The following is a 20,650-nucleotide window of genomic DNA, read 5'->3' on the forward strand; positions in this document are numbered from 1 at the left end:
ATTCCCTTTTTTTAGTTTGCTTCTTGGTTCCAGCCAAAAAGTTCATCATCTCGCTGTTCGGATTCTAAAATGGCATGATGAAAGGCTTTAAAATCAATAGGCTGATCTTTTTTCTCCGTAATCGCCTTAATATATTCACCAATCTTCACCTTATTCTCCGGTGAAACTTGCCCAAATGGAATTTCTGCCGATCTGCCATAGTAAACATCAGCTGTTTTAGTCGCTAACTTTACTTTCTTGCTATTAATTAAATAACGGGAATTAGGAATCGTATAAACAGTCTCCCAATCACTTTCTGTTTCCAACTGAATTTTTGAGAGATGTTCTCCTGCAACTGAAATGAGGATTACATCAGGCTGTAAGTATTCAATAAGATCATGCCATAATTTCACGCCTTCTGCTTGAAGGTCTTTCTTTGCTTCTTTGCTTAAACTATCCCAGGTAGGATTAGTTGCAAGCGGTGAGCAAATATCTGTATGCAATGCCGTATTTTCTTTGTTACCATAAAAGCTTGCATTCATTCCATTCAATAACGGTTCAAAAGAAGGCTCATACCATGCTTTATATGGGTCTTTTTCAAAATACTGGTCAAGTGCAGTAATGTACTGTTGATTGAATTGATAGTGATGGTCTCGTTTCATCGATTGAAACCTTTGGAAAGGGTCAGGGTCAGGGAAATCACGTCTAGACGGATTTAGACCTACAGTAATGATGCGGATAGGGGATTCAAAATATTTCTTACTATTACCAAAATACATAATTGGCATCGAGGGCTTTACAATATATGTCCTCTCTTTCTTACTTTCATACATTTCCCAATACTTTTTAATTAGTTCGGTTTGTACTGCCTGTTGAATAACAATAAAAATCATCCTTTCAATTTAGTAAAAAATAATAGCAAGTCCACTAAAAAGGGACTTCCTTCCTCTCTATTATATATTATCCTTAGGCTATTGGTAAAGAATACGTCATCTTTTATAAAAAATCTTTTTAAAGGATTCCGTAACAAAATATAACTATTAGAAAGGGAAGAAAAAACACTTTCTAATAGTTATATCCTTCTTCTCTTGAGATTTTAATTACTTACTGACTACCTTGGATAATCGCTTAAATACCTGCTCCTTTTTCTTGAAAATCCTTTCCATTACAATTGCTACTAAATTTTCTTTCGTAATTAAAACTTTGCTTCCATTTTTTTGACTACTTTCTAATGGATAGTATCTCTCCCATCGTTCCACCATTTCCTCTAAGCTACATCCACTTACTGGTTTCACTGGTGGTTGGAGCTGAATATCTGCTAGCTTCTGATCTAACGGAACAGTGGAGGGTGTTACTGTGTTTATATATATATGCTCTAATTGATTCTTATTAAGAAAATCAATAAAGTGGTCAAAATTCCTACCTTGTACTTTAACAGGAGACTGAAAATCGCTTTTCTCTATTATTTCTAATAAGCTAGTCTTACCCGTTATTTTATTTGCCATTAGATTGGTTAATTGATGGTATTCTGCTAATTCTCTCATTCGGGCATCCTTTGGAATAATTAAACTAGGTGTGCCCGCAATGGTAGCTGCAATATTTCCATGGAGACGGGCACCAAAGCTTAAATCAGCATCTTTTATAAACTCTAACCATGTTGGTACATTTAAAAAGAATCGAACTCTATTATTCATATATACAGGGTCTGACATTTTTATTGGATATTTTTTGCTTATTTCTGCAATGGAGGGTGCTCCTAAATACGTTAATTTCAATTCTTTTAACCATTGAGGAATAAAATAGTGATTCGGATATTCTGCCATACCTCTAGCGATGAAGTCTAATACTTTCTTTTGGGAACGACGGGAGGAGTTAACGCAGATTTTTGACTCCTTCGTTACGCGCGTATTCCGTATAGATAATTCTCTACCAAACGTATACATCGATGGACAGCCAATTACTACATGATCTATTCCTTCACGAAATCCTAAACGAGTTAAATATTTTGCCGTAATTTCTCCTCGAACTCCAATAATAGAAGATTTTTTTAATACGGCCTTAACAAAATTCTTTACATCTTTATCAAAGGGAAATCCTTCGTTTAACTTTGGTTCAAAGGGAGCCCTTAAGCCAACGCCAATGACGACAACGGGAATTTTCAATTTATTAATCAGCTTAGTATATCTTCGTAAAGATGGAATAAATTCATTTCGAAAGGCATCTGCTAAGGGGATGATATAGCAATCATAATTCTCGTTTATTTCATCTGCTCTATCTGGGCCATATGTATAATAATCTGGTGTAATAATTGTATCTTTAGTCATCAATGTCCGAAATACACTGTATTGATAGATTAGATTTCCGATATTCCCACCAAATGTATTGTCCATTATCATTTTTGCTGCATCAAAAGGTTCTAAAGGTGACATACCTGCTCTTATTAATATTTTTTTCATCATGCTTCTTCCCTATCATGTTTTTTCAACACTTTTTCTTGATTTAACCTTAGTCTTCATGAAATCAGCTTTTTTCATATTTTTGACAGGATGAATAGCTTTTAAACCTAATACTTATACATAATCCACTGCTGCTAGAATGATAAAAAAGCACCTTTATGGAGCTTGGTGCTTTTTTACATTTTTATATAAGCAAGCGATTCAGGGAAGATTAGCCTTATTCCTTGCCCCTTTTTTATAAGAGAAAAGTGCATGCTTCCTTTCATTCTCCATTAATTAAATACGTTTGCTGCTTTTAAGACTAGTTTGACAGATTTTCGATTTAATTGCCCTTCTAGCTTTTTAATTTTCTTTTTCAACTCCATGATTTGTGGAGCTTCTCCTGAATGGAAATTATGCCATCTTGCAACTGCTTCTTCTATACTGCATACACTTATTGGCACTTCTATTGGCTTTAATTGTACATCCGTCAATCTTTCTTCTAATGGTATTCGTTCAGGATGATTTGTGTCTTTATAAATATGATCTATTTTATTTTTATTTAAGAAATCAATATAATGATCGAAATTTTCACCTTGTCGCTTTGCAGGCTGTTGGAAGTCTACCTGCTCAATCAAATCCGATAATCTTGTTTTCTCATTAATTTCCTTTGCCATTACATATGTAAGTTGATGGTATTCTGCCAATTCTCTCATCCGAGCATCTTTTGGAATAATAATACTCGGTGTTCCAGAGATTGTTGCTGTTATGTTTCCATGTAATCTTGCTCCGAAGCTCAAATCTGCTTGGCTTATAAAATCAAACCAAGTTGGAGCATTCAGAGGGAAACGAACTCTATTATTCTTATAGGCTTGATCAGAAATTTTCACCGGATAGTTTGTGCTGTCTTTTGCTATTGCAGGCGCACCTAAATACACTAATTTTAATTCTTTAAGCCACTGTGGAATAAAATAATAATTCGGAAACTCTTCCATCCCTCTTGTAATGAAATCAAGGACATTTTTTGGAGAGATTCGAGAGGAATTCACACAGACCATTGACTCTTTCGTTATAGTTGTTTCTCGAATGTTCAATTCTCGACCAAAGGTATACATGGAAGGACAGCCAATAACTGTATGGTCTACTCCTTCTTTAAACCCTAATCCAGTTAAATATTTTGATGTAATTTCACCACGTAACCCAATGATTGTTGACTTTTCTAAAACAGCCTTAATGAATGCTCTTACATCCTCATCGAATGGAAAACCTTCATTTAATTTTGGCTCAAAAGGAGCACGCAGTCCTACTCCAATGACATAGACTGGAATCTTTAATCTTTTGATTAACTCTGTGTATTTTCGTAAAGTCGGTACAAATTCCTTTCGAAATGCATCTGCCAAGGGAATGACATAACAATCATACTCTTCATTGATTTCATCTGCTCTTGATGGATCATAATCATAGTAATCTGGCGTAATGTTTGTATCCTCCGTCATTAATGTACGGTAAACACTATATTGGTAAATTAGGTTTCCAACATTTCCTCCAATCGAATTGTTGTTTAGTATGTATGATGCATCAAAAATATCAAGTGGTGACATCCCTGATCTAATCAATATATTCTTCATTTTCCTAACCCTTTCTGTAACCACAAATTAAAAAATATGGAATTTTATTATGAGCCTATCATAAAAATTCTATATTTCTGATTCAACTGAAAGCCCTGTTTTACTCCAAAAATTTGTATTGCCACATCTTACAATGACTACTAACCTATTCAAGTTAAATATATAATATCATCATTGGCACTTTTTTAAATTCTATACAGCAGTAACATTAATAAATGATTAATAATAAAGAATCATTATCAAAATACTAGGTTCTTTTGTTAAAAATCAAAAGAAATAATACTAACCGATTATTTCTTACCCTTTCCTATGCCTAACAAAACTTTACAATATAGTCCAAACAAAAAAGAATCTGATTAGAAAAGAAACATTTTTTCACTTAAGGTTAAAGTAGTTGCTCTTCCCTGCAGTTGAAATATATCTTTTCTTCATTAGATTCTTTAGTCAAAACGGATCTTTATATTAAATCAGCGAACTCTCTTGCAATTCTTTCTATAGCTTCTTTTATAATCGGTCTTGGGGAAGGAATACAAATTCGTTGATGATTAATTCCTTCTTCTCCAAACATACTGCCATCTTCTAGTAAAACATTGGCTCTATGATAAATACGCTCATGTACTTCTTCTGGTGTTATTCCATATCCGCTGAAGTCCATCCACATGATATAGGTTCCTTCTGGTATTGTCACTTTCACTTTTGGCATATGTTCATCGATGTAGGCTTTTACCCATTCCATGGTTCCGTCAATATATTCCTTCAATTCCTCCAGCCATTCTTCTCCTTCCTTATAAACCGCAATAAGCGCAGAAATTGTAAAAGGAGATGCCAATTGGTGACCCATTTCCTTATTAAACGCATTGCGCAGCTTCACATTTGGAATGATTAAATTAGTGCAGTGAAGTCCTGCCACATTAAAAGTTTTATTAATTGCCGTACATGTAATCAAATGATCCTGATTATCTGCAACCATCGCAATTGGAGTAAATTTCTGTGTACGTCTAATTAAATCACCATGAATTTCATCTGCAATAATTAACACATTATGTTTTACACAAATCTCATTTAAACGACTTAGTTCTTCTACTGTAAAAATGCGACCAGTTGGATTATGGGGGTTACAAAGAATAAACAGCTTCGTTGATTCTTCCTTTGCTTTCTCTTCAAAATCAGCAAAATCGATGGTATAATACCCTTCTTCGTCTTGAAGTAACGCATTATTCCGAACCACTCTGCCATTTCCTTCAATTGCCGAAGTAAACGGCGGATAAACTGGGCGTTGAATAATTACACCATCGCCAGCTTCTGTAAAAGCACGCACTGCCATATTAATTGCATGAACTGTTCCTGGACTATAGACAATAGATTCTCTATCTATCTCCCAATTATGTCTTTTTTTAAACCAATGCTGAATTGCTTCATAGTACTCATCAGGAAAAATAGAATAGCCATATATGCGATTATCAACCGTTTTATGTAATGCATCTACTAATGCTTGTGGTACAGGCAAATCCATATCTGCTGTAAATAAGGGGATTGTCTCTTCATCATATCGCTCTGTAAGTCCCATCTCCTTAATAATTTTTCCACCGTCCCATTTAATCGAATAAGTATTTCGTCGATTTACCACTTCATCAAAGTTATTAATCACTACATCCACCATCCTTTTGCTATTTTGAAGTCATTATAACATGGAGCGTTAGAAAAAAACTCGACTGGAATCTTTAACATCTACAGTTTTCCCTTTTCAGTCAAACTTACTTCCTTTATCTAAATAAACCCCCACTATTTTTGCGGAGGTTTACATCTGCTTTTATTATCCTTTAGAAACTGTACCAAGTAATGTATCTTGTGTAGCTGCTGGAAAGACGATGATTGCCTTTGTTCCTTTGTCTAATTCGCTTTGGAAGCTCAAACTGCCATTATGACTTTCAATGATTTTGAAACAGGTCATTAAACCAAGACCAGTCCCTTTTTCCTTCGTTGTAAAAAATGGTTCACCTAATGTTTCTAATCTCTCGTCCGGAATACCTACTCCCTGATCCATAATTTCTATCGAAATATTACCATCCTGGAGAGACGTACCCTTAATAGAAATATATCCACCCTGTGGCATAGCTTCTATAGCATTTTGCAGCAAGTTAATAAACACTTGTTTTAGGCGCTTTTCCTCACATAAAATCATTGGAATATCCCATTCATATACTTCTTTAATTTGAATATTATGTAAGCTTAATTGAGTATGTATTAATGTAATAACGTCTTTAATAATATTACGAATATCTTTAACTAAAAAAACATCCGCCGTAGGTTTAGCGAGAAAAAGCAACTCGCCAACAATCCCATTAATTCTTTCGATTTCTGACAATACAATTTCAAAGTATCTATTTTTAAGATTTTCTGCCTTCGCTAGCTGAATAAATCCTTTAATCGAGGTCAATGGATTTCTAATTTCATGAGCAATTCCTGCAGACATCTCTCCTAAAATCGCTAATTTTTCTGACTTTTGGAGCAAATGCATCGTTTTCTCTTTGCTAGCTGTAATATCTTTTCCTATCGATAATATCACATCTTCCCCATTTAACATTATCGCTAAACAGGACGCCTCATAGAAAAAATCATTTCCATCCACATGTTTCATTTTGTATTCAATAGGAGAGAGCGGTTTCTTTTTCTCTAAGGCAATATTCAGACGCATTTTCCACCGTTCCATATAATCTGCTGTGACAAACTCTCCAAATGATCGATTAATTAACTCTTGGCCGCTAGATGCTCCCATCATTTTAACAGCAGCATGATTGACATAGACTAACTTGTTTTCTCTTAAGGATTGAATAAATATGGATTCTGGTAAGGAATCCATTAGGAGTCGATAGCTTTCTTCACTATCCTTTGCCTTCTTCTCATAGTATTTGGACAGATCATACCTCCAGCCAACAATCCATGCTAAGATCGTAAACAGGAAAAAATCAATATTGAAAAAAGGTTCATGCTTTATAACAAATTGATAAGTAGTAAATAATATAGAGATCGTTACTAACGTAATTTGTCCCCATGTTTTTATTTGCCTATTACGATTCCAAAGCAGCATAGACATTGCCCCTTCAAAGTATAATTTCTATATACGTTCGTCTTAATGAACATCTTTTATCCTATCTTACCATTTTTTAACTAGAAGCGCATTTGCTAATAATAGAATAATTGATTGCTTGTTTTATTATTTTCTATCGTCCAGTATAATCTAATGAAAGGAAACATTAAAGGGGAGGGACACAATGGGAGACTTTTTTAAAATTACCGCAGAGATTGTTAATATTCTTCATGATATTATTATGGATGCTGCTGCCATTCTGGGTTGGCAAGCCTCAGACAAAGATTTACATTTATGGATTATCGGCCTTATTGGGATTATTTCATTCTTTATTGTTCAATTTATTTTTAAACGGTTAGCTGCTTGGAGCATCAAGAGCATTTCTTTTATATATACGTTTACACTCATCCTTGTATTGGTATTTGCAATTGAAATCCAGCAAGGAATTACGGGGCGGGGAAATATGGAGTTTGCAGATGCAGTGGCCGGAATTAATGGATTCCTCCTATTTTTCGGAATATATTTAGTTATTACCTTATTGTTTAAAGGAATTAAAAAAATCCTTCGCAAAAAAAACAATCATGTGGATACGAATAATCATTCAAACGAAAATACCAATCTTCCATCTCGCCAATCACGTTATCATAAATAATAGTCTTCATAACTCGTTGGTTACATTTTTGAAGATAAAGGAAGGATACCTATGAATCGCTTGATTGCTTTTAGTAAGAAACATTCTAAAATTAATTATTCTGTTTTACTTGCTATTATTTTTGGCGGGTTCCTCATTTTCGGATTATCAGAGAACGTTAAAGGACCCGCTATCCCTATCATTCAAGCAGATTTTCTTTTAAGTGAGTCACAAATAGGATTTTTGCTTGCTATCAATTCACTTGGCTATTTAATTGCTTGTACCTTTACTGCCGCTTTAGCCAATAAAATTGGCATCAAATGGACTGGTATTGTTGCTTTCGCAGCAATGGCTCTTTCAGGTATTTGTCTTTATTTTTCCGAAAAATATTTCACCCTTTCTTCCTCTTATTTCCTTTTATATATTGGAAATGGGATGCTTGAAATCGGACTGGGGATAATGGCAGCGCGAATTTTCACAAAAAATACTGGATTTATGATGAATCTCGCTCATTTTTTCTATGGATTAAGCTCAATGTTTGCGCCGATTATCGCCTCTTGGATGATGAAATGGACAATAGCTGGCGAGGAACTAAGCTGGCGAGGAATGTACTTCATTGTGCTGCTTTTAGCCCTTCTCCCTATCATCCCTTCTATCTTCGGCAAATTTCCTGAAGAGGAAACTAGTGATGATGAATCAGTGTCATATCGATTTTTACTTCGCGATCCAGCTGCATGGCTTATCGTCATGATACTTTCCTTTGGGGTGGTATCTGAATTGGCTGTCGGAGGCTGGTTAGTAAACTTTTTAATTAAAGCGTATTCATGGAATGTGGAAACAGCTTCAGGTATGTTATCTATGTTTTTTCTATTTTTTATGCTTTCAAGGTTATTCCTTGGCCCACTAACAGATAAAATCGGCTATACACTATCCATCATGATCTTCGCTGCCTTTTCCGGCATTTGCAGTTTTGCTGGCATTATCATTGGCGAAAAAGGTGCGATTCTTTTTGCTATCGCTGGAATAGGAATTGCCCCCATTTACCCAACTGTAATGGCATTACTTGCCAAAAGGTATCCGAAGGGAACGGGTACAGCCATTACCTTTACTGTTACTCTAATGGGAATTGCAAGTGTGTTGGGAAACCTGCTAATTGGAGTCATAATTGATGGGATAAATCGTTTGTTTTATACAAGTAATGGTGTTATTGGACAGCAGGCAGGCTATGGGTTTATCGCATTTTTATCATTATTATGCTCCATTTGCTGCATCATTTTATATTATTATTTACGTAAAAAGCAGGAAATTATTTAATCCTTAGATAAATAGATTTTATCGATATTGTTGTCAAGATAAGCAGTAAAAAAAGGATGCAGCATCCAATATAAAAGAGTGCATTTGGATAATGCTTCCATTGGTAGAAGTAATAAATAGATATTCCTATTAACACTATAAGAAATAATTCAAAAAGAAATGCAGTAATCATAAAAACAAAATAAGGATAAATAATTCCTTTATGATTGACATTAGTCAAAGTTATGCCGTCCCAAAAACGATCAGCTAGTCTAGCAAAACGCATATAATCCTCTCCTTCAAAAAAGATATATATTAATCTATGAATATCGTTTGAAAGTCATGCCATACTTTTTGACGAGAAGGATTTGAAGAGTGGCTGGTACAAAACAAAATATATAATAGATAAAATAACAATTTCTAATTTAGTGGTGAAACCAATTCGTTCCATTACACTACAGACACACGATACCTCGAGGAACAACCTAAGCCTCCCCGGCTAAAGTCAACTGCACCTCCAATTGTAGATAGTGTCTAACACTTGGGATGAGGCTTGGCGCTCGCCCCATGGAAAGCAAAGTCTATTTAGGCTGCGGCTGATCACCATAGACCTTTTTTCTTAAAATTAATTAAACCCCGAACAATTATACGAATATTTTTAGTGTGTACGTATAATTATTCGGGGTTATATTTGATTAAATGTTTATTTAGCCAAACCGATAATCAAAAAGACTGTTGAAACCTATTATCCCTGCTCTTTTCGATAGATATCTCTGCTTTTATAACCAGATTGAAGAATCATCCTCATTTCTGCTTTTCTTTTTTCTCTCGTTGCTACTTGTTTTGCACTATAGACATATCTTGCCCATTCCTTTTGATAACCTGGTGTGAGGGATTGGTAAAAGGCTAATAACTCGGGAGTATTTATTAAATCATCTTCGATAGCTTGAATCTTTTCTATATAATCATCGACACGTTGACTCGCTTTGGAGGAAGCGGCCTTTAATGTCCTTTTTTCCTCTTCTTTTAAACCTATCACAGTGAATACTTCATCCAATCCAACCATACGCGCAAATTTTATTGTACTCGTTCCCACATATCCATCTGAATCCGTATCTAGCCCCTTAAACAATTCATCCCGATGAATATAAGTGGGGTAGACTTTATTTCCTTTCTTTGGATATGCTAAAAAGATGTATCCCTTCTTGTTCAGCGAATCTGTTCGTATAATCTTATCAACCGTTTCTCGCATTGCAACCATGTCTAGCACAAAGGCGAATATAGCATCATATTTATCTTGAAGCTCTGTATCATATGCTTCCAATTCTCCAAAGTAATTCAATTCATTTGGTTGATTTAGAATCGCCATTTTTTTGTATTTTTTTAAATTTAATTTATCGACAATTGTTTTTACCATAGGATTCTCCTTCTTATTCATTTAAGTATTTTATTTAAATAGTTTAACAATATACTACTTATCTGTCTTACTCTTTCAAAAATAATAAATACCGATGGAGTTTATTTATTTCTAGCAGGTATATTTTTTTCCAGAAAAAAGATAATAAACAGGATATTAGGCAAAATTAGTTCGATGGCAAGAATCATTCTAATTGGAAACAAGGAAAAGGGAAATTATATGAATGATAGATAATAAATCTTTTCTCTAAGCGGCTTTCTTGCTAATACCTGCAGAAAATCTTAAAATAGACAAAGTATTATTTACTGAACAATGATTGGAAGGAGTTGCTTTTAATGGCACAATCTTTAAAAGGAAAAGTAGCTTTCATTACGGGAGCTGGAAGAGGGATAGGAAAAGCAGTAGCAGTTGCACTAGCAAATGAAGGTGTAAATATTGGTTTACTTGCTCGTACAGAAGGCGCATTACAAGAAGTAGCCAAAGAAGTGGAAGCACTTGGCGTAAAAGCTGCTTATGCAACAGTTGATGTATCCTCTTTAGAAGAAGTAGAACAAGCAATTTCTACTTTAACAAACGAACTAGGGAAAGCAGATATTTTAATCAATAATGCTGGAATTGGTAAATTCCAATCTCTTTTAGATATGGACCCAGAAGAATGGAAACAAATCATCGACGTAAATTTAATGGGACCATATTATGTAACAAAGGCAGTTTTACCACAATTAATCGAAAAAAATGGCGGAGATATTATCAATATTTCTTCTACAAATGGCTTAAATGGCGCTGCTACTTCCAGTGCATACAGTGCTTCTAAATTCGGTTTAATCGGAATGACAGAATCATTAGCACAAGAAGTACGCAGAAATAATATTCGTGTTACTTCCTTAACACCAAGTACAGTTGCAACAGAGCTTGCTGTTAAAACAGATTTAATCAAAGGTGATGCAGAGAAATACATGCAGCCAGAGGATATCGCAGAACTGATTGTTTCTCAATTAAAGCTGCATCCAAGAATCTATGTAAAAACAGCTACAGTACTAGGAACAAACCCGTTCTAATACCAATAGATATAACTGGAAAAGGGAATAGTGCTGCTATATTTAATAGCAGCATTATTCCCTTTCTTTCCTTATCGGTTATTCATATCATTTGGGTGTGGACCTTTTCTTCTATTGCGGTTTAGCTCATTAATTTGTTTCATTTCTTCCTCTGTTAATTCAAAATCAAACACATGGAAATTTTCTTCAATGCGAGATGGTGTCACTGATTTCGGAATAACAATCGTATTATTTTGCAAATGCCAACGCAGTACTACTTGTGCTGGTGACTTTTCTTTTGTTTCTGCAATTTGTGTGATGACTTCATCCTGAAGAACTTCTCCCCCTTGATCAAGCGGGCTCCACGCTTCTACAAAAATATCATGCTTTGCGCAAAATTCCTTTAACTCATTTTGCGCTAAATATGGATGACATTCTACCTGATTCAAAACAGGTTTAACCTCACATTCATTTAAAATGCGCTCTAAATGTTCAATTTCAAAGTTACAAACACCAATAGCCTTGACTCTGCCATCTTTATATAATTTTTCTAGTGCTCTATATGTATCCACATACTCATCAAATTGTGGGGTTGGCCAATGAATCAAATAAAGATCGACGTAATCAAGCCCTAATCTTTCTAAACTTTCATCGAATGCTCTTAGTGTATTCTCATAGCCCTGATCACTGTTCCACACTTTTGTTGTAATAAACAACTCTTCGCGTGGAATAGAAGATTCTTTAATTGCTTTTCCTACACCTGCTTCGTTTTGATATACCATCGCTGTATCAATGGAAGTATAGCCTACTTTAAAAGCAGTGCTGACAGCAACAGCCGCTTCTTCATCTGGAACCTGCCATACGCCAAACCCCAGTTGAGGCATTTTTAAGCCATTATTTAATGTAACAACATTCATCTTTCCACACTCCTTTTTCGAATTCTCTTTTAGTTTAGCGCGAATAGAAATAAATTACAAAAAGTACGATTTCCTTATCCTTTAAAGATTCACAAATTCTCCACATACTTATGAACTTATTTTGAACATTATTATTTTGATAGCTAGTAGTTGAGCATGTTCTTTATGATAGACATTGTGAAATAATGAACAATATATATAGAGAGAGGGGAAAATTTTTATGAAAAGATCTTCTAGTATAGCATTTGTTCTTCTAGCTATATTTATGCTGATAATAGCAGGTTGTAGTAACAATACGAATACAGAAGAAAAAGCAAAGTTTAAAGCGGGAACATACGAAGGCATTTCCACTGGTCATGGAGGAGAAATTAAAGCTACAGTAACAGTTTCAAAAGATAAGATTGAGAAAATTGAAATCAGTGCAGACGGAGAAACAGGCAGTATTAGTGATGGGGCAACTACTCAATTAACCAATGATATTATCTCCTCACAAAGTTTAGCAGTGGATGTTGTATCAGGCGCAAGTGAATCTAGTAACGGAATTATTGAAGCTGTTACAAAGGCGTTAGAAAAGTCGGGAGCCGATATGAAAGCCTTAAAAGATGCTGCAAATAAAGTCATTGTAGAAGAGCAAAAGCAGGAAGACTTAGATGTTGATGTCGCTATAGTAGGTGCAGGTGGTGCAGGACTTGCAGCAGCCGTGAAGGCTAGCGAAGCTGGTAAGTCTGTTGTCATTTTAGAGCAAATGCCTATCATTGGTGGAAACACAAATAAAGCAACAGGTGGAATGAATGTGGCAGGCACCAAATACCAAGAAGCGGATGGAATTAAAGACGACAAACAAACATGGTTTGACGATACGATGAAAGGCGGCAAAAACTTAAATGATCCAAAACTACTACAAACACTAGTAGATAATGCTCCTGATGCACTGAAATGGCTAAATGATATGGGAGCAGGTTTAACAAAGGTAACATTATCTGGTGGACAAACAAACCCAAGAATTCATCAGCCAGCAGATGGATCACCAGTTGGTCCTGTTATTGTAGAGGTTCTATCCAATAAATTGAAAGAATTAAATACTCCCATTTTATTAAATACTACAGCTGATAATTTAATAAAAAAAGATGGAGCAATTGTAGGAGTAAAAGCTACCGATAAAAATAGGAATTCATTCACGGTTAATGCAAAATCTGTTATTTTAGCAACAGGTGGTTTTGGGGCAAATGCTGAAATGGTTATTAAATACAATAAAGATCTGAAAGGTTTCTCAACAACAAATCATGCAGGAGCAACAGGATCAGGAATTGTTATGGCAGAAAAGGCTGGGGCTGACCTCGTAGATATGGATCAGATACAAATACACCCAACAACCGATCCAGAAACAGGCTATTTATTTACAGAAGGATTACGCGGGGACGGAGCCATTTTAGTAAATAAAGAAGGAAAAAGATTTACCAATGAATTATTGACACGTGATGTTGTTTCGAAAAATATTTTGGCACAGGCAGATAAAGTTGCATATCTCGTCGTAAACCAAGAAATGGCTGATGAAAACGCCTCATTAGCAGGATATATTAAAGATGGCTATGCTACAAAAGGAGAAACAATAGAAGCTTTGGGAAAGACAGCAGGAATAGATAGCAGTACCTTTGCTTCTACTTTAAAAAATTATACAAAATACGTTAAAAATAAAAAAGACGAAGAATTTGACAGAGTCCATCTAACTCAAACGTTAGAACAAGGTCCATACTATATAATTCCCGTAACTCCAGGTATTCATCATACTATGGGTGGATTAAAAATTGATACAAAAACTCATGTTTTAGATAAACAAGGAAATATCATTAAAGGACTGTATGCTGCAGGTGAAGTTACTGGTGGTGTTCATGGTGGAAATAGAATTGGTGGAAATGCTGTTGCTGACATTATCGTATTTGGCCGTATAGCTGGTGAAACCTCTGCAATCGAAATAAAATAACAAAAAAGTGCCTTCTTTCTTTTTAGAATCAAGGCACTTTTTTCTCTCTCAATCAGTAAAATTTCGCAATTTTTTCTATCGGCATTCTGCTAGTATTAAAAGCTGGTGCAGCTGCTTTTCCTATTGCAATAAGGGTAATCGGAAATTGGTTTTCTGGTAACTCAAAACGTTTCGCAAATGCATCTTTATCAAAACCGCCCATTATAACGGTATCATACCCTCGTTCTTTTGCTAGCAGTAAAATCTGCATGGAAATTAAGCCTGCATCATAGCTAGCAATTTGTGCTAATGTTTGTTTTGGTTGATTGGGATATAAACTTAGCGTATTATTAACCGTTCTATCTGCAATAGATTGATCCATATAGCCAAGGGAAACATTTTTTTCATAGATTTCTTCCACATTTCTATAAGCTTCTGTATCTCCTAACACAGCAATAATCGCTGAGGAATCTTCTATTTGCGCTTGGTTATTGCCAATTTCTCTTAACTCTTTTTTTAGTTCTTGATCTTGAATCACAATAAATCTCCAAGACTGCAAATTACTAGAAGATGGTGCACTTGTTGCTAATGTTAAAATTTCTTCCAGTTCCTTTTTTTCTATTTTATGAGCTGAATCATACACTCTTACCGATTTACGGCTTTTCATTATTTCTTCTAAATGAGACATATTCTTCCTCCAACTAATTAGTTAATTGTTTTCTAGAACCAACTTACCATTAGTAAGTAAAGATTGTCAAAGATGATGATTTTATTCTTTTTCAATGGGATATAGGCTATTAATAAATGTTTTATTAACAAAATAATTTACTAACGCATACAGATAAAATTAGACGCTATACTGGTCCACAAAAACACCCATTTATCCTTAGTATCCGAAATTTTTTTAAAAAATTTAATTATTTAGTTAATTGGCTTCGATATTAGTAATAACAAGGGATACATATCATCCCAAAAATTCCCTTTTGTGTTTTTTGACAGTGATAATGGCCAATTTTATTTGACAGGACCAACATTTTTCGAGATAATCGAAACCATAAAATTTTGGGGAGGGGTTGCGTGAATATTATTGAAAAGTTAATCGCAAGTGGAAATACAGTACTGTGGGGGTATGTTTTGATAGTCGTCTTGCTCGGCCTCGGAATATATTTCACCATAGGATCTAAATTTGCACAAATCAGGCATGTAAAGGAAATGTTCCGCTTACTAAAGGTAAAAGAGAAGCCACCTGAACACACAGAGAAAAAACAAATTTCTTCTCTACAAGCATTTTTCGTAGGGGCAGGTACTCGAATTGGTACAGGCAATCTTGCAGGAGTAGCCATTGCCTTAGCAATTGGAGGACCTGGAGCAGTATTTTGGATGTGGATGGTAGCTATTCTCGGCAGCGCTAGCTCTTTTGTAGAGAATACGCTAGCGCAAATTTATAAGGCAAAAGACAACGGACGGTTCAAAGGTGGTCCTGCCTACTATATGAAAAAACAACTGAACAAAAAGTGGATGAGTGCACTTTTTGCTGTCATGATGATTCTTTCATATGGTACTACCTTCAATGCCGTACAGAGTAATACCATTGCAGTTGCATTAGAAAACTCATTTGGCATCAGTCCTGTCATTGCCGGAATTGCTTTAGTCATTCTCACAAGTTTAGTTGTATTTGGCGGTATTAAACGTATTGCTGATATTTCATCTCTTATCGTTCCCTTTATGGCCTTAGGCTATATTCTCCTTGCAGTCTTTGTAGTAATCACCAATATTACAGAGATTCCTCATGTTTTAGTATTAATTTTTAAAAGTGCATTCGGTATTGAACAGGTAGTGGGTGGCGGAATTGCTGCTGCTATTATGAATGGCGTGAAAAGAGGTCTATTCTCTAACGGAGCTGGAATTGGTGGAGATCCAATCGCTGCTGCAACAGCATCTGTATCCCACCCAGCAAAACAAGGGTTTATCCAGGCCCTCGGAGTGTTTTTTGACACTTTACTCGTTTGTTCTGCAACAGCGTTTATTATTCTTACCTCAGATGCGTATGGGTCAGGTTTAACAGGCATTGAATTATCACAAGCAGCAATGGCAGAGCATTTTGGTGCTTGGGGTGGAGTATTTCTCGGCATTGCCATATTTCTATTCGCCTTTACTTCCATCATTGGCTGCTACTACTACGGGGAAGCTAACCTGTCGTTTATTAGTAAAAGCAAGGGGTTCTTAATCTTCTATCGCGTAATAGCTCTAGGAATGGTGATGTTTGGTGCTGTAGCTAGTTTGCAAATTGTTTGGGATTTAGCTGACTTCACGATGGCAATCATGGCTCTTATTAATCTTGTTGCCATAGCAATTCTTGGGCCAATTGCCTTTAAAGCACTTGATCATTATATGAAACAACGAAAACTAGGAAAAGAACCTGTATTCTTTCGAGATGATATTAAGGGGCTTAGAGGAGTAGAAGCATGGCCTTTGCGAAAGAAAAAATCGATAAAACAAGTCATTTAAATATTAAAGATAAATAGACTAGGCTGTCAAAATTGGCAGCCTAGTTTTGATTCTCGGTTTTAAAGATTTATAGTTTAAATTCATTGCAAAAAGAAAGTTACTATCATAAGAATATATCTTTTCTCTTCCACATATTTTGTATTAATAACCCATATGTAAGGAGAGTAAGAGATGCCATCAAATAATAAATGGGAAGAAATACAGAAACTCTTGAATCAATGCCATTCTGATTTAAAGGAGATCCAAAAAGATCTAACAAAATTAGAGAATGCCTTAAAAATAAGGAAGAATGCTCTACATTAACACCATTTAGGTATCCTCACATGATAGATTAATAGAAAAGTAAAAAGCAGATCCTTAATTGTCGAGGCTAACAAGTGGGGTCTGCTTAAATCATTTAGATTTCCACTAAAAACGTTTTAACTTCATAAGGCTTTATGGCAAATGTTATTATTTCATTTTCTTGTTTCTCTCCATTTTTTTCTTCCAGAAGATTACATTCCTGCCATCCTTTTATAGGAGCATCTGAGGTTAATTCTACTGTTCCTCTTTTCCCCATAAATTCATGTAAACGAACAATGACTTTATCCTCATCCTCTGCCTTTTTCACTGCATCGATCAAGCAATGATCAGATGCTATTTGGAATAAAGAAAAATCTTGTGATTGTAGCTTTCCTGCCAAACTTTTTAATGGCTGATTTAAATCCCATGCCTCTTGGACTGTTCTCCCTTCTCTCCAATCACCCTGATGCGGCAGAAGAGAATAAGTAAATGTATGTGCTCCTTGATCTTGTAAATAATCTGGGTAAGTACCAGCCTTAATAAGGGACAGACGCATCACGGAATCTTTGATGTCATAGCCATATTTACAATCATTTAAAAGACTTATTCCATAACCTTGCTCCGATAAATCTGCCCATTGGTGTCCAACCGTTTCAAACTTCGCATAATCCCAGCTTGTATTCCAATGAGTTGGTCGTTGTACATTTCCAAACTGAATATCATAGGTTGCTTGCGTTGAACGAATTTCAACAGGAAATGCCACTTTTAATAGCTGATGCTGTTCATGCCAATCAACAGATGTCTTAAAGTCTATTCTAGGATTTTCAGCATAGAGAATTACCTCCTGTTCTATCTTCGAATGGTGATATGTCCACACAAATTTTATTACTGCTCGTAAGGAGTTGTTTTCAATTATTTCTATCTTCTCTAATGTAGAAATCTCTTTATGTTTTTCTTGATAAAAAATATCAATGTCCCAAGCTTCCCATCTTAATGGCTTATCTTCAAATACTTGCAGGACATTTCCTACCTGACTTTCTTTTAACACATTTCTTTGTGCCTTTTTATCAAATATACGAGTTAATTGTCCCTTTTCATTCCAAAGAATTTGATAAAAAGGTGTCTCTATTCCATTATTATTTATCACAAAAGCAGACTGCTTATTTGCACCTTGATTTTCAGACGATTTAAATAAAAGATTAGCTAATCCATGTGATGGAACGTCTTCCACTAATATAAGCCACTTTCCATTTACTTTTTCAACTTGCAGTACTTTTCCATTTTCTGATGACCATTCTCCCTCTTCTAGTCCAGGTTTAACTGGCACCTCCACCAATCCAGAACGTATCCATGACGAGTCATTTATCACGGTAAACTGATCAGAGACATCTGAATCGATTATTCTCGTTAATACTTGCTTTTGTGCTTTATAAGCCAGTCCTTCTGCTTCTTCATATTCTAATAGACTATCTTCATATACTTCACGAATCGAAGAACCTGGAATGATATCATGGAACTGATTGCGTAATAAAATCGTCCAGCCTTTATGCAGCTCTTCCTGCGGATAAATGGTCCAATCAGAGGATAATACACCAGCTAGAACACTAAGCAGTTCTGTCTCCCGGTATAATAATTCTTGTTTGCGATTGCTTCTTTTATTATAAGCTTGGCTGGTATAGGTTCCTCGATGAAATTCTAAATAGAGCTCTCCATCCCATGTATGAACATATTCATCTGTGGTCTTCACTTTTTCATGAAGGGCATCAAAATAATCGCCTGCTTTAGTTGATTTAACAGCAGGCAGACCAGGAATTCGGTCAAACCGTCTTCTCATTTCCAGCATATCCCGATTTACTCCCCCTCCGCCATCTCCATAGCCATAAGACAATAGTAAATCCTGCGTAATATTTTTATCCTTATAATTATCCCAAGCTCCCTGCACCACATCTGCCTGCATTTCTCCATTATAGTCATAAGCCCAGCCTCTGCTGTTCGGATATGGTGTGGTCACAAAGTGGGTCAAAATTTCTGTTCCATCAATGCCTCGCCATTGAAAGGTATCATGCGGCATTCGATTGTACTGATTCCAGCTAATCTTCGTCGTCATAAAAGTTTCTATTCCTGCTTGTTTAAGAATTTGCGGCAATGCCCAGCTATAGCCAAAGACATCTGGCAGCCATAGATACTTACTCGTTACCCCAAATTCCTCTTTCAAAAATCTCGTTCCATGCAGTAATTGCCGAACCAAAGATTCACCTGAAGGCAAATTACAATCAGGCTCCAGCCACATTCCGCCTTCTGGTTCCCATCTTCCTTCCGCTACTCTATCTTTCAGCTGGGCATAAATTTCCGGATAATCCTCTTTTAAATAGGCGTATAGCTGAGGCTGTGACTGCATAAATAAGTATTCTGGATATCTTTCCATTAAACGCAATACGGTGGAAAAGGAACGTGCCGCTTTTTCTCGAGTATGCTTTAAGCGCCATAACCAAGCAACATCAATATGGGTGTGGCCAATTGCATGAATCGTTACAGCTGCATGCTTGTCCATCTTTTCTAATGCTGCATTTAAATAGTTATTTGCCTTGTTAATAGATTGATAAAATAAATCCGATCCTGGTTCTGTCCAGTCTATTTCATAAAATGATCGATTTAATGCTGTTAGGATGGTCTGATACTCTGGTCTGTTTTCATCTAAAATATGTATGGTTTGGATCATTGCTTTGGCTGTATAGTATAAATCATCTGTTGCTTCGTCTAGCCAGGCAATCTCTGCCTTCTTTATCTTATGCTCCTGAATACGCGGCTTACCGCCACCCTCTAAGCCAGACCACAAACGAAAAATCAAGCTGACATTTGTGCCGCAATGTTCCTCTTTGAGAAAAACTTCCCGATGATTCGCATCTACACCTTGATAGATTTTCTTATTTACATACAAAAGAGACTCAAAGCCTGAATTCGTTCCACCATCTGTTATGCCAAAATCAAAATAGCCCAATACCTGTTTCCCTTTCCAGCTCATAGGGATTGCTACCTCTGTCTTTAACCAAGCATAATGATCCCTTCCTGCCCAATGATCTCCGACATGAATAGTAGCCCATTCCCCATTTTCTGGTGGTCTCGCACCAATCTCTCCTTCTTCATCTAATTGCATCGAAAAGGAGTCCAAGGAAATTGATTCTCGATAGCGATAATTTTCTAGTTCCTTGATTCGTGCATCCAATTTCTTTTCTGTCCAGAACATAAAAGCCCTCCATATTAAGATAATTTTCAAAATTTCGATTATCTTTATTATCTAACAATAAGAGCTTTAGTCAATGCAAAAAAATAGTTTGGGGCGGAGATGGGGTTATCAAGCTGTTTGAATTCGCCACACTCCCTGTCCTAAATCATTTACATACGTGCTTTTATACAACAAACAAAAACCCTCCTTAGAAAGGAAGGGGTTTGTTTGTTGTTATTCTATTTCTTTTAT

At 35.7% G+C, this 20,650-nt stretch carries 16 protein-coding genes; 6 read left to right on the plus strand and 10 right to left on the minus strand.

Annotated features, from left to right (window positions below):
* Positions 1–11: 11 nt before the first annotated feature.
* The 5 genes from NSQ89_RS18120 to NSQ89_RS18140 all read right to left on the minus strand — a co-directional run bounded on the left by NSQ89_RS18120 (position 12) and on the right by NSQ89_RS18140 (position 7,130).
* Positions 12–872: a hypothetical protein gene (locus NSQ89_RS18120; protein ID WP_144579418.1), complete on the minus strand. Its 861-nt coding sequence runs from the start codon at positions 870–872 to the stop codon at positions 12–14.
* A gap of 207 nt (positions 873–1,079) precedes the next feature.
* On the minus strand, positions 1,080–2,435 hold the full coding sequence (locus NSQ89_RS18125; protein ID WP_341133172.1) for a polysaccharide pyruvyl transferase family protein: 1,356 nt from the start codon (positions 2,433–2,435) through the stop codon (positions 1,080–1,082).
* 272 nt (positions 2,436–2,707) lie between these two features.
* Positions 2,708–4,042, minus strand: a complete 1,335-nt coding sequence (locus tag NSQ89_RS18130; RefSeq protein ID WP_061798074.1) for a polysaccharide pyruvyl transferase family protein — start codon at positions 4,040–4,042, stop codon at positions 2,708–2,710.
* 457 nt (positions 4,043–4,499) lie between these two features.
* A complete protein-coding gene (locus NSQ89_RS18135; RefSeq protein WP_095258414.1) occupies positions 4,500–5,690 on the minus strand; it encodes a MalY/PatB family protein in 1,191 nt (396 codons plus the stop codon).
* A gap of 165 nt (positions 5,691–5,855) precedes the next feature.
* Positions 5,856–7,130, minus strand: a complete 1,275-nt coding sequence (locus tag NSQ89_RS18140; protein ID WP_341132989.1) for an ATP-binding protein — start codon at positions 7,128–7,130, stop codon at positions 5,856–5,858.
* A 184-nt stretch (positions 7,131–7,314) separates the two neighbouring features.
* Here NSQ89_RS18140 and NSQ89_RS18145 point away from each other — a divergent pair, with 184 nt between their 5' ends.
* Together NSQ89_RS18145 and NSQ89_RS18150 are read left to right on the plus strand one after the other, a co-directional pair.
* A complete protein-coding gene (locus NSQ89_RS18145) occupies positions 7,315–7,782 on the plus strand; it encodes a hypothetical protein (RefSeq protein ID WP_047943620.1) in 468 nt (155 codons plus the stop codon).
* Between the two features lie 51 nt (positions 7,783–7,833).
* Positions 7,834–9,075 (plus strand): MFS transporter, encoded by a 1,242-nt coding sequence (locus NSQ89_RS18150; protein ID WP_341132990.1) that lies wholly within the window; start codon positions 7,834–7,836, stop codon positions 9,073–9,075.
* Here NSQ89_RS18150 and NSQ89_RS18155 read toward each other — a convergent pair.
* Both NSQ89_RS18155 and NSQ89_RS18160 read right to left on the minus strand, forming a co-directional pair.
* Positions 9,068–9,340, minus strand: a complete 273-nt coding sequence (locus tag NSQ89_RS18155; RefSeq protein WP_095320756.1) for a hypothetical protein — start codon at positions 9,338–9,340, stop codon at positions 9,068–9,070. The two genes, NSQ89_RS18150 and NSQ89_RS18155, sit on opposite strands and share 8 nt — an antisense overlap.
* Before the next feature lie 459 nt (positions 9,341–9,799).
* Entirely contained in the window at positions 9,800–10,471 is a 672-nt protein-coding gene (locus tag NSQ89_RS18160) for a YdeI/OmpD-associated family protein (protein WP_251688198.1), read from the minus strand.
* A 335-nt stretch (positions 10,472–10,806) separates the two neighbouring features.
* On the opposite strand from NSQ89_RS18160, the gene NSQ89_RS18165 reads away from it, so the two are divergent.
* Complete coding sequence (locus tag NSQ89_RS18165; RefSeq protein ID WP_123258284.1) at positions 10,807–11,529, plus strand: 3-ketoacyl-ACP reductase; 723 nt, start codon at positions 10,807–10,809, stop codon at positions 11,527–11,529.
* Positions 11,530–11,600: 71 nt separating this feature from the next.
* On the opposite strand, the gene NSQ89_RS18170 is transcribed toward NSQ89_RS18165, so the two are convergent.
* Positions 11,601–12,425, minus strand: coding sequence for an aldo/keto reductase (locus NSQ89_RS18170; RefSeq protein WP_095329875.1), 825 nt, complete (start codon positions 12,423–12,425; stop codon positions 11,601–11,603).
* A 220-nt stretch (positions 12,426–12,645) separates the two neighbouring features.
* Between NSQ89_RS18170 and NSQ89_RS18175 the strand changes: the two genes are divergently transcribed.
* Positions 12,646–14,406: a flavocytochrome c gene (locus NSQ89_RS18175; protein WP_341132991.1), complete on the plus strand. Its 1,761-nt coding sequence runs from the start codon at positions 12,646–12,648 to the stop codon at positions 14,404–14,406.
* A 52-nt stretch (positions 14,407–14,458) separates the two neighbouring features.
* Here the strand turns inward: NSQ89_RS18175 and NSQ89_RS18180 are convergent, their stop codons facing one another.
* Positions 14,459–15,073, minus strand: a complete 615-nt coding sequence (locus NSQ89_RS18180) for a nitroreductase family protein (RefSeq protein WP_047943867.1) — start codon at positions 15,071–15,073, stop codon at positions 14,459–14,461.
* A gap of 389 nt (positions 15,074–15,462) precedes the next feature.
* Here NSQ89_RS18180 and NSQ89_RS18185 point away from each other — a divergent pair, with 389 nt between their 5' ends.
* Together NSQ89_RS18185 and NSQ89_RS18190 are read left to right on the plus strand one after the other, a co-directional pair.
* Complete coding sequence (locus NSQ89_RS18185) at positions 15,463–16,893, plus strand: amino acid carrier protein (RefSeq protein ID WP_144544651.1); 1,431 nt, start codon at positions 15,463–15,465, stop codon at positions 16,891–16,893.
* A gap of 171 nt (positions 16,894–17,064) precedes the next feature.
* Positions 17,065–17,196 (plus strand): hypothetical protein, encoded by a 132-nt coding sequence (locus NSQ89_RS18190; RefSeq protein WP_321198261.1) that lies wholly within the window; start codon positions 17,065–17,067, stop codon positions 17,194–17,196.
* 94 nt (positions 17,197–17,290) lie between these two features.
* Here the strand turns inward: NSQ89_RS18190 and NSQ89_RS18195 are convergent, their stop codons facing one another.
* Complete coding sequence (locus NSQ89_RS18195) at positions 17,291–20,419, minus strand: alpha-mannosidase (RefSeq protein WP_341132992.1); 3,129 nt, start codon at positions 20,417–20,419, stop codon at positions 17,291–17,293.
* Positions 20,420–20,650: the final 231 nt, after the last annotated feature.

It is taken from the genome of Niallia sp. FSL R7-0648, from assembly GCF_038007005.1.
GTDB classification, from domain to species: domain Bacteria; phylum Bacillota; class Bacilli; order Bacillales; family Cytobacillaceae; genus Niallia; species Niallia circulans.

Excerpts from the sequence above, each read along its gene's own strand:
- NSQ89_RS18120 (WP_144579418.1), bottom strand. The coding sequence starts at position 872 with ATGATTTTTATTGTTATTCAACAGGCAGTACAAACCGAACTAATTAAA.
- NSQ89_RS18125 (WP_341133172.1), bottom strand. The coding sequence starts at position 2,435 with ATGAAAAAAATATTAATAAGAGCAGGTATGTCACCTTTAGAACCTTTT.
- NSQ89_RS18130 (WP_061798074.1), bottom strand. The coding sequence starts at position 4,042 with ATGAAGAATATATTGATTAGATCAGGGATGTCACCACTTGATATTTTT.
- NSQ89_RS18140 (WP_341132989.1), bottom strand. The coding sequence starts at position 7,130 with ATGCTGCTTTGGAATCGTAATAGGCAAATAAAAACATGGGGACAAATT.
- NSQ89_RS18145 (WP_047943620.1), top strand. The coding sequence starts at position 7,315 with ATGGGAGACTTTTTTAAAATTACCGCAGAGATTGTTAATATTCTTCAT.
- NSQ89_RS18150 (WP_341132990.1), top strand. The coding sequence starts at position 7,834 with ATGAATCGCTTGATTGCTTTTAGTAAGAAACATTCTAAAATTAATTAT.
- NSQ89_RS18155 (WP_095320756.1), bottom strand. The coding sequence starts at position 9,340 with ATGCGTTTTGCTAGACTAGCTGATCGTTTTTGGGACGGCATAACTTTG.
- NSQ89_RS18160 (WP_251688198.1), bottom strand. The coding sequence starts at position 10,471 with ATGGTAAAAACAATTGTCGATAAATTAAATTTAAAAAAATACAAAAAA.
- NSQ89_RS18165 (WP_123258284.1), top strand. The coding sequence starts at position 10,807 with ATGGCACAATCTTTAAAAGGAAAAGTAGCTTTCATTACGGGAGCTGGA.
- NSQ89_RS18170 (WP_095329875.1), bottom strand. The coding sequence starts at position 12,425 with ATGAATGTTGTTACATTAAATAATGGCTTAAAAATGCCTCAACTGGGG.
- NSQ89_RS18175 (WP_341132991.1), top strand. The coding sequence starts at position 12,646 with ATGAAAAGATCTTCTAGTATAGCATTTGTTCTTCTAGCTATATTTATG.
- NSQ89_RS18180 (WP_047943867.1), bottom strand. The coding sequence starts at position 15,073 with ATGTCTCATTTAGAAGAAATAATGAAAAGCCGTAAATCGGTAAGAGTG.
- NSQ89_RS18190 (WP_321198261.1), top strand. The coding sequence starts at position 17,065 with ATGCCATCAAATAATAAATGGGAAGAAATACAGAAACTCTTGAATCAA.
- NSQ89_RS18195 (WP_341132992.1), bottom strand. The coding sequence starts at position 20,419 with ATGTTCTGGACAGAAAAGAAATTGGATGCACGAATCAAGGAACTAGAA.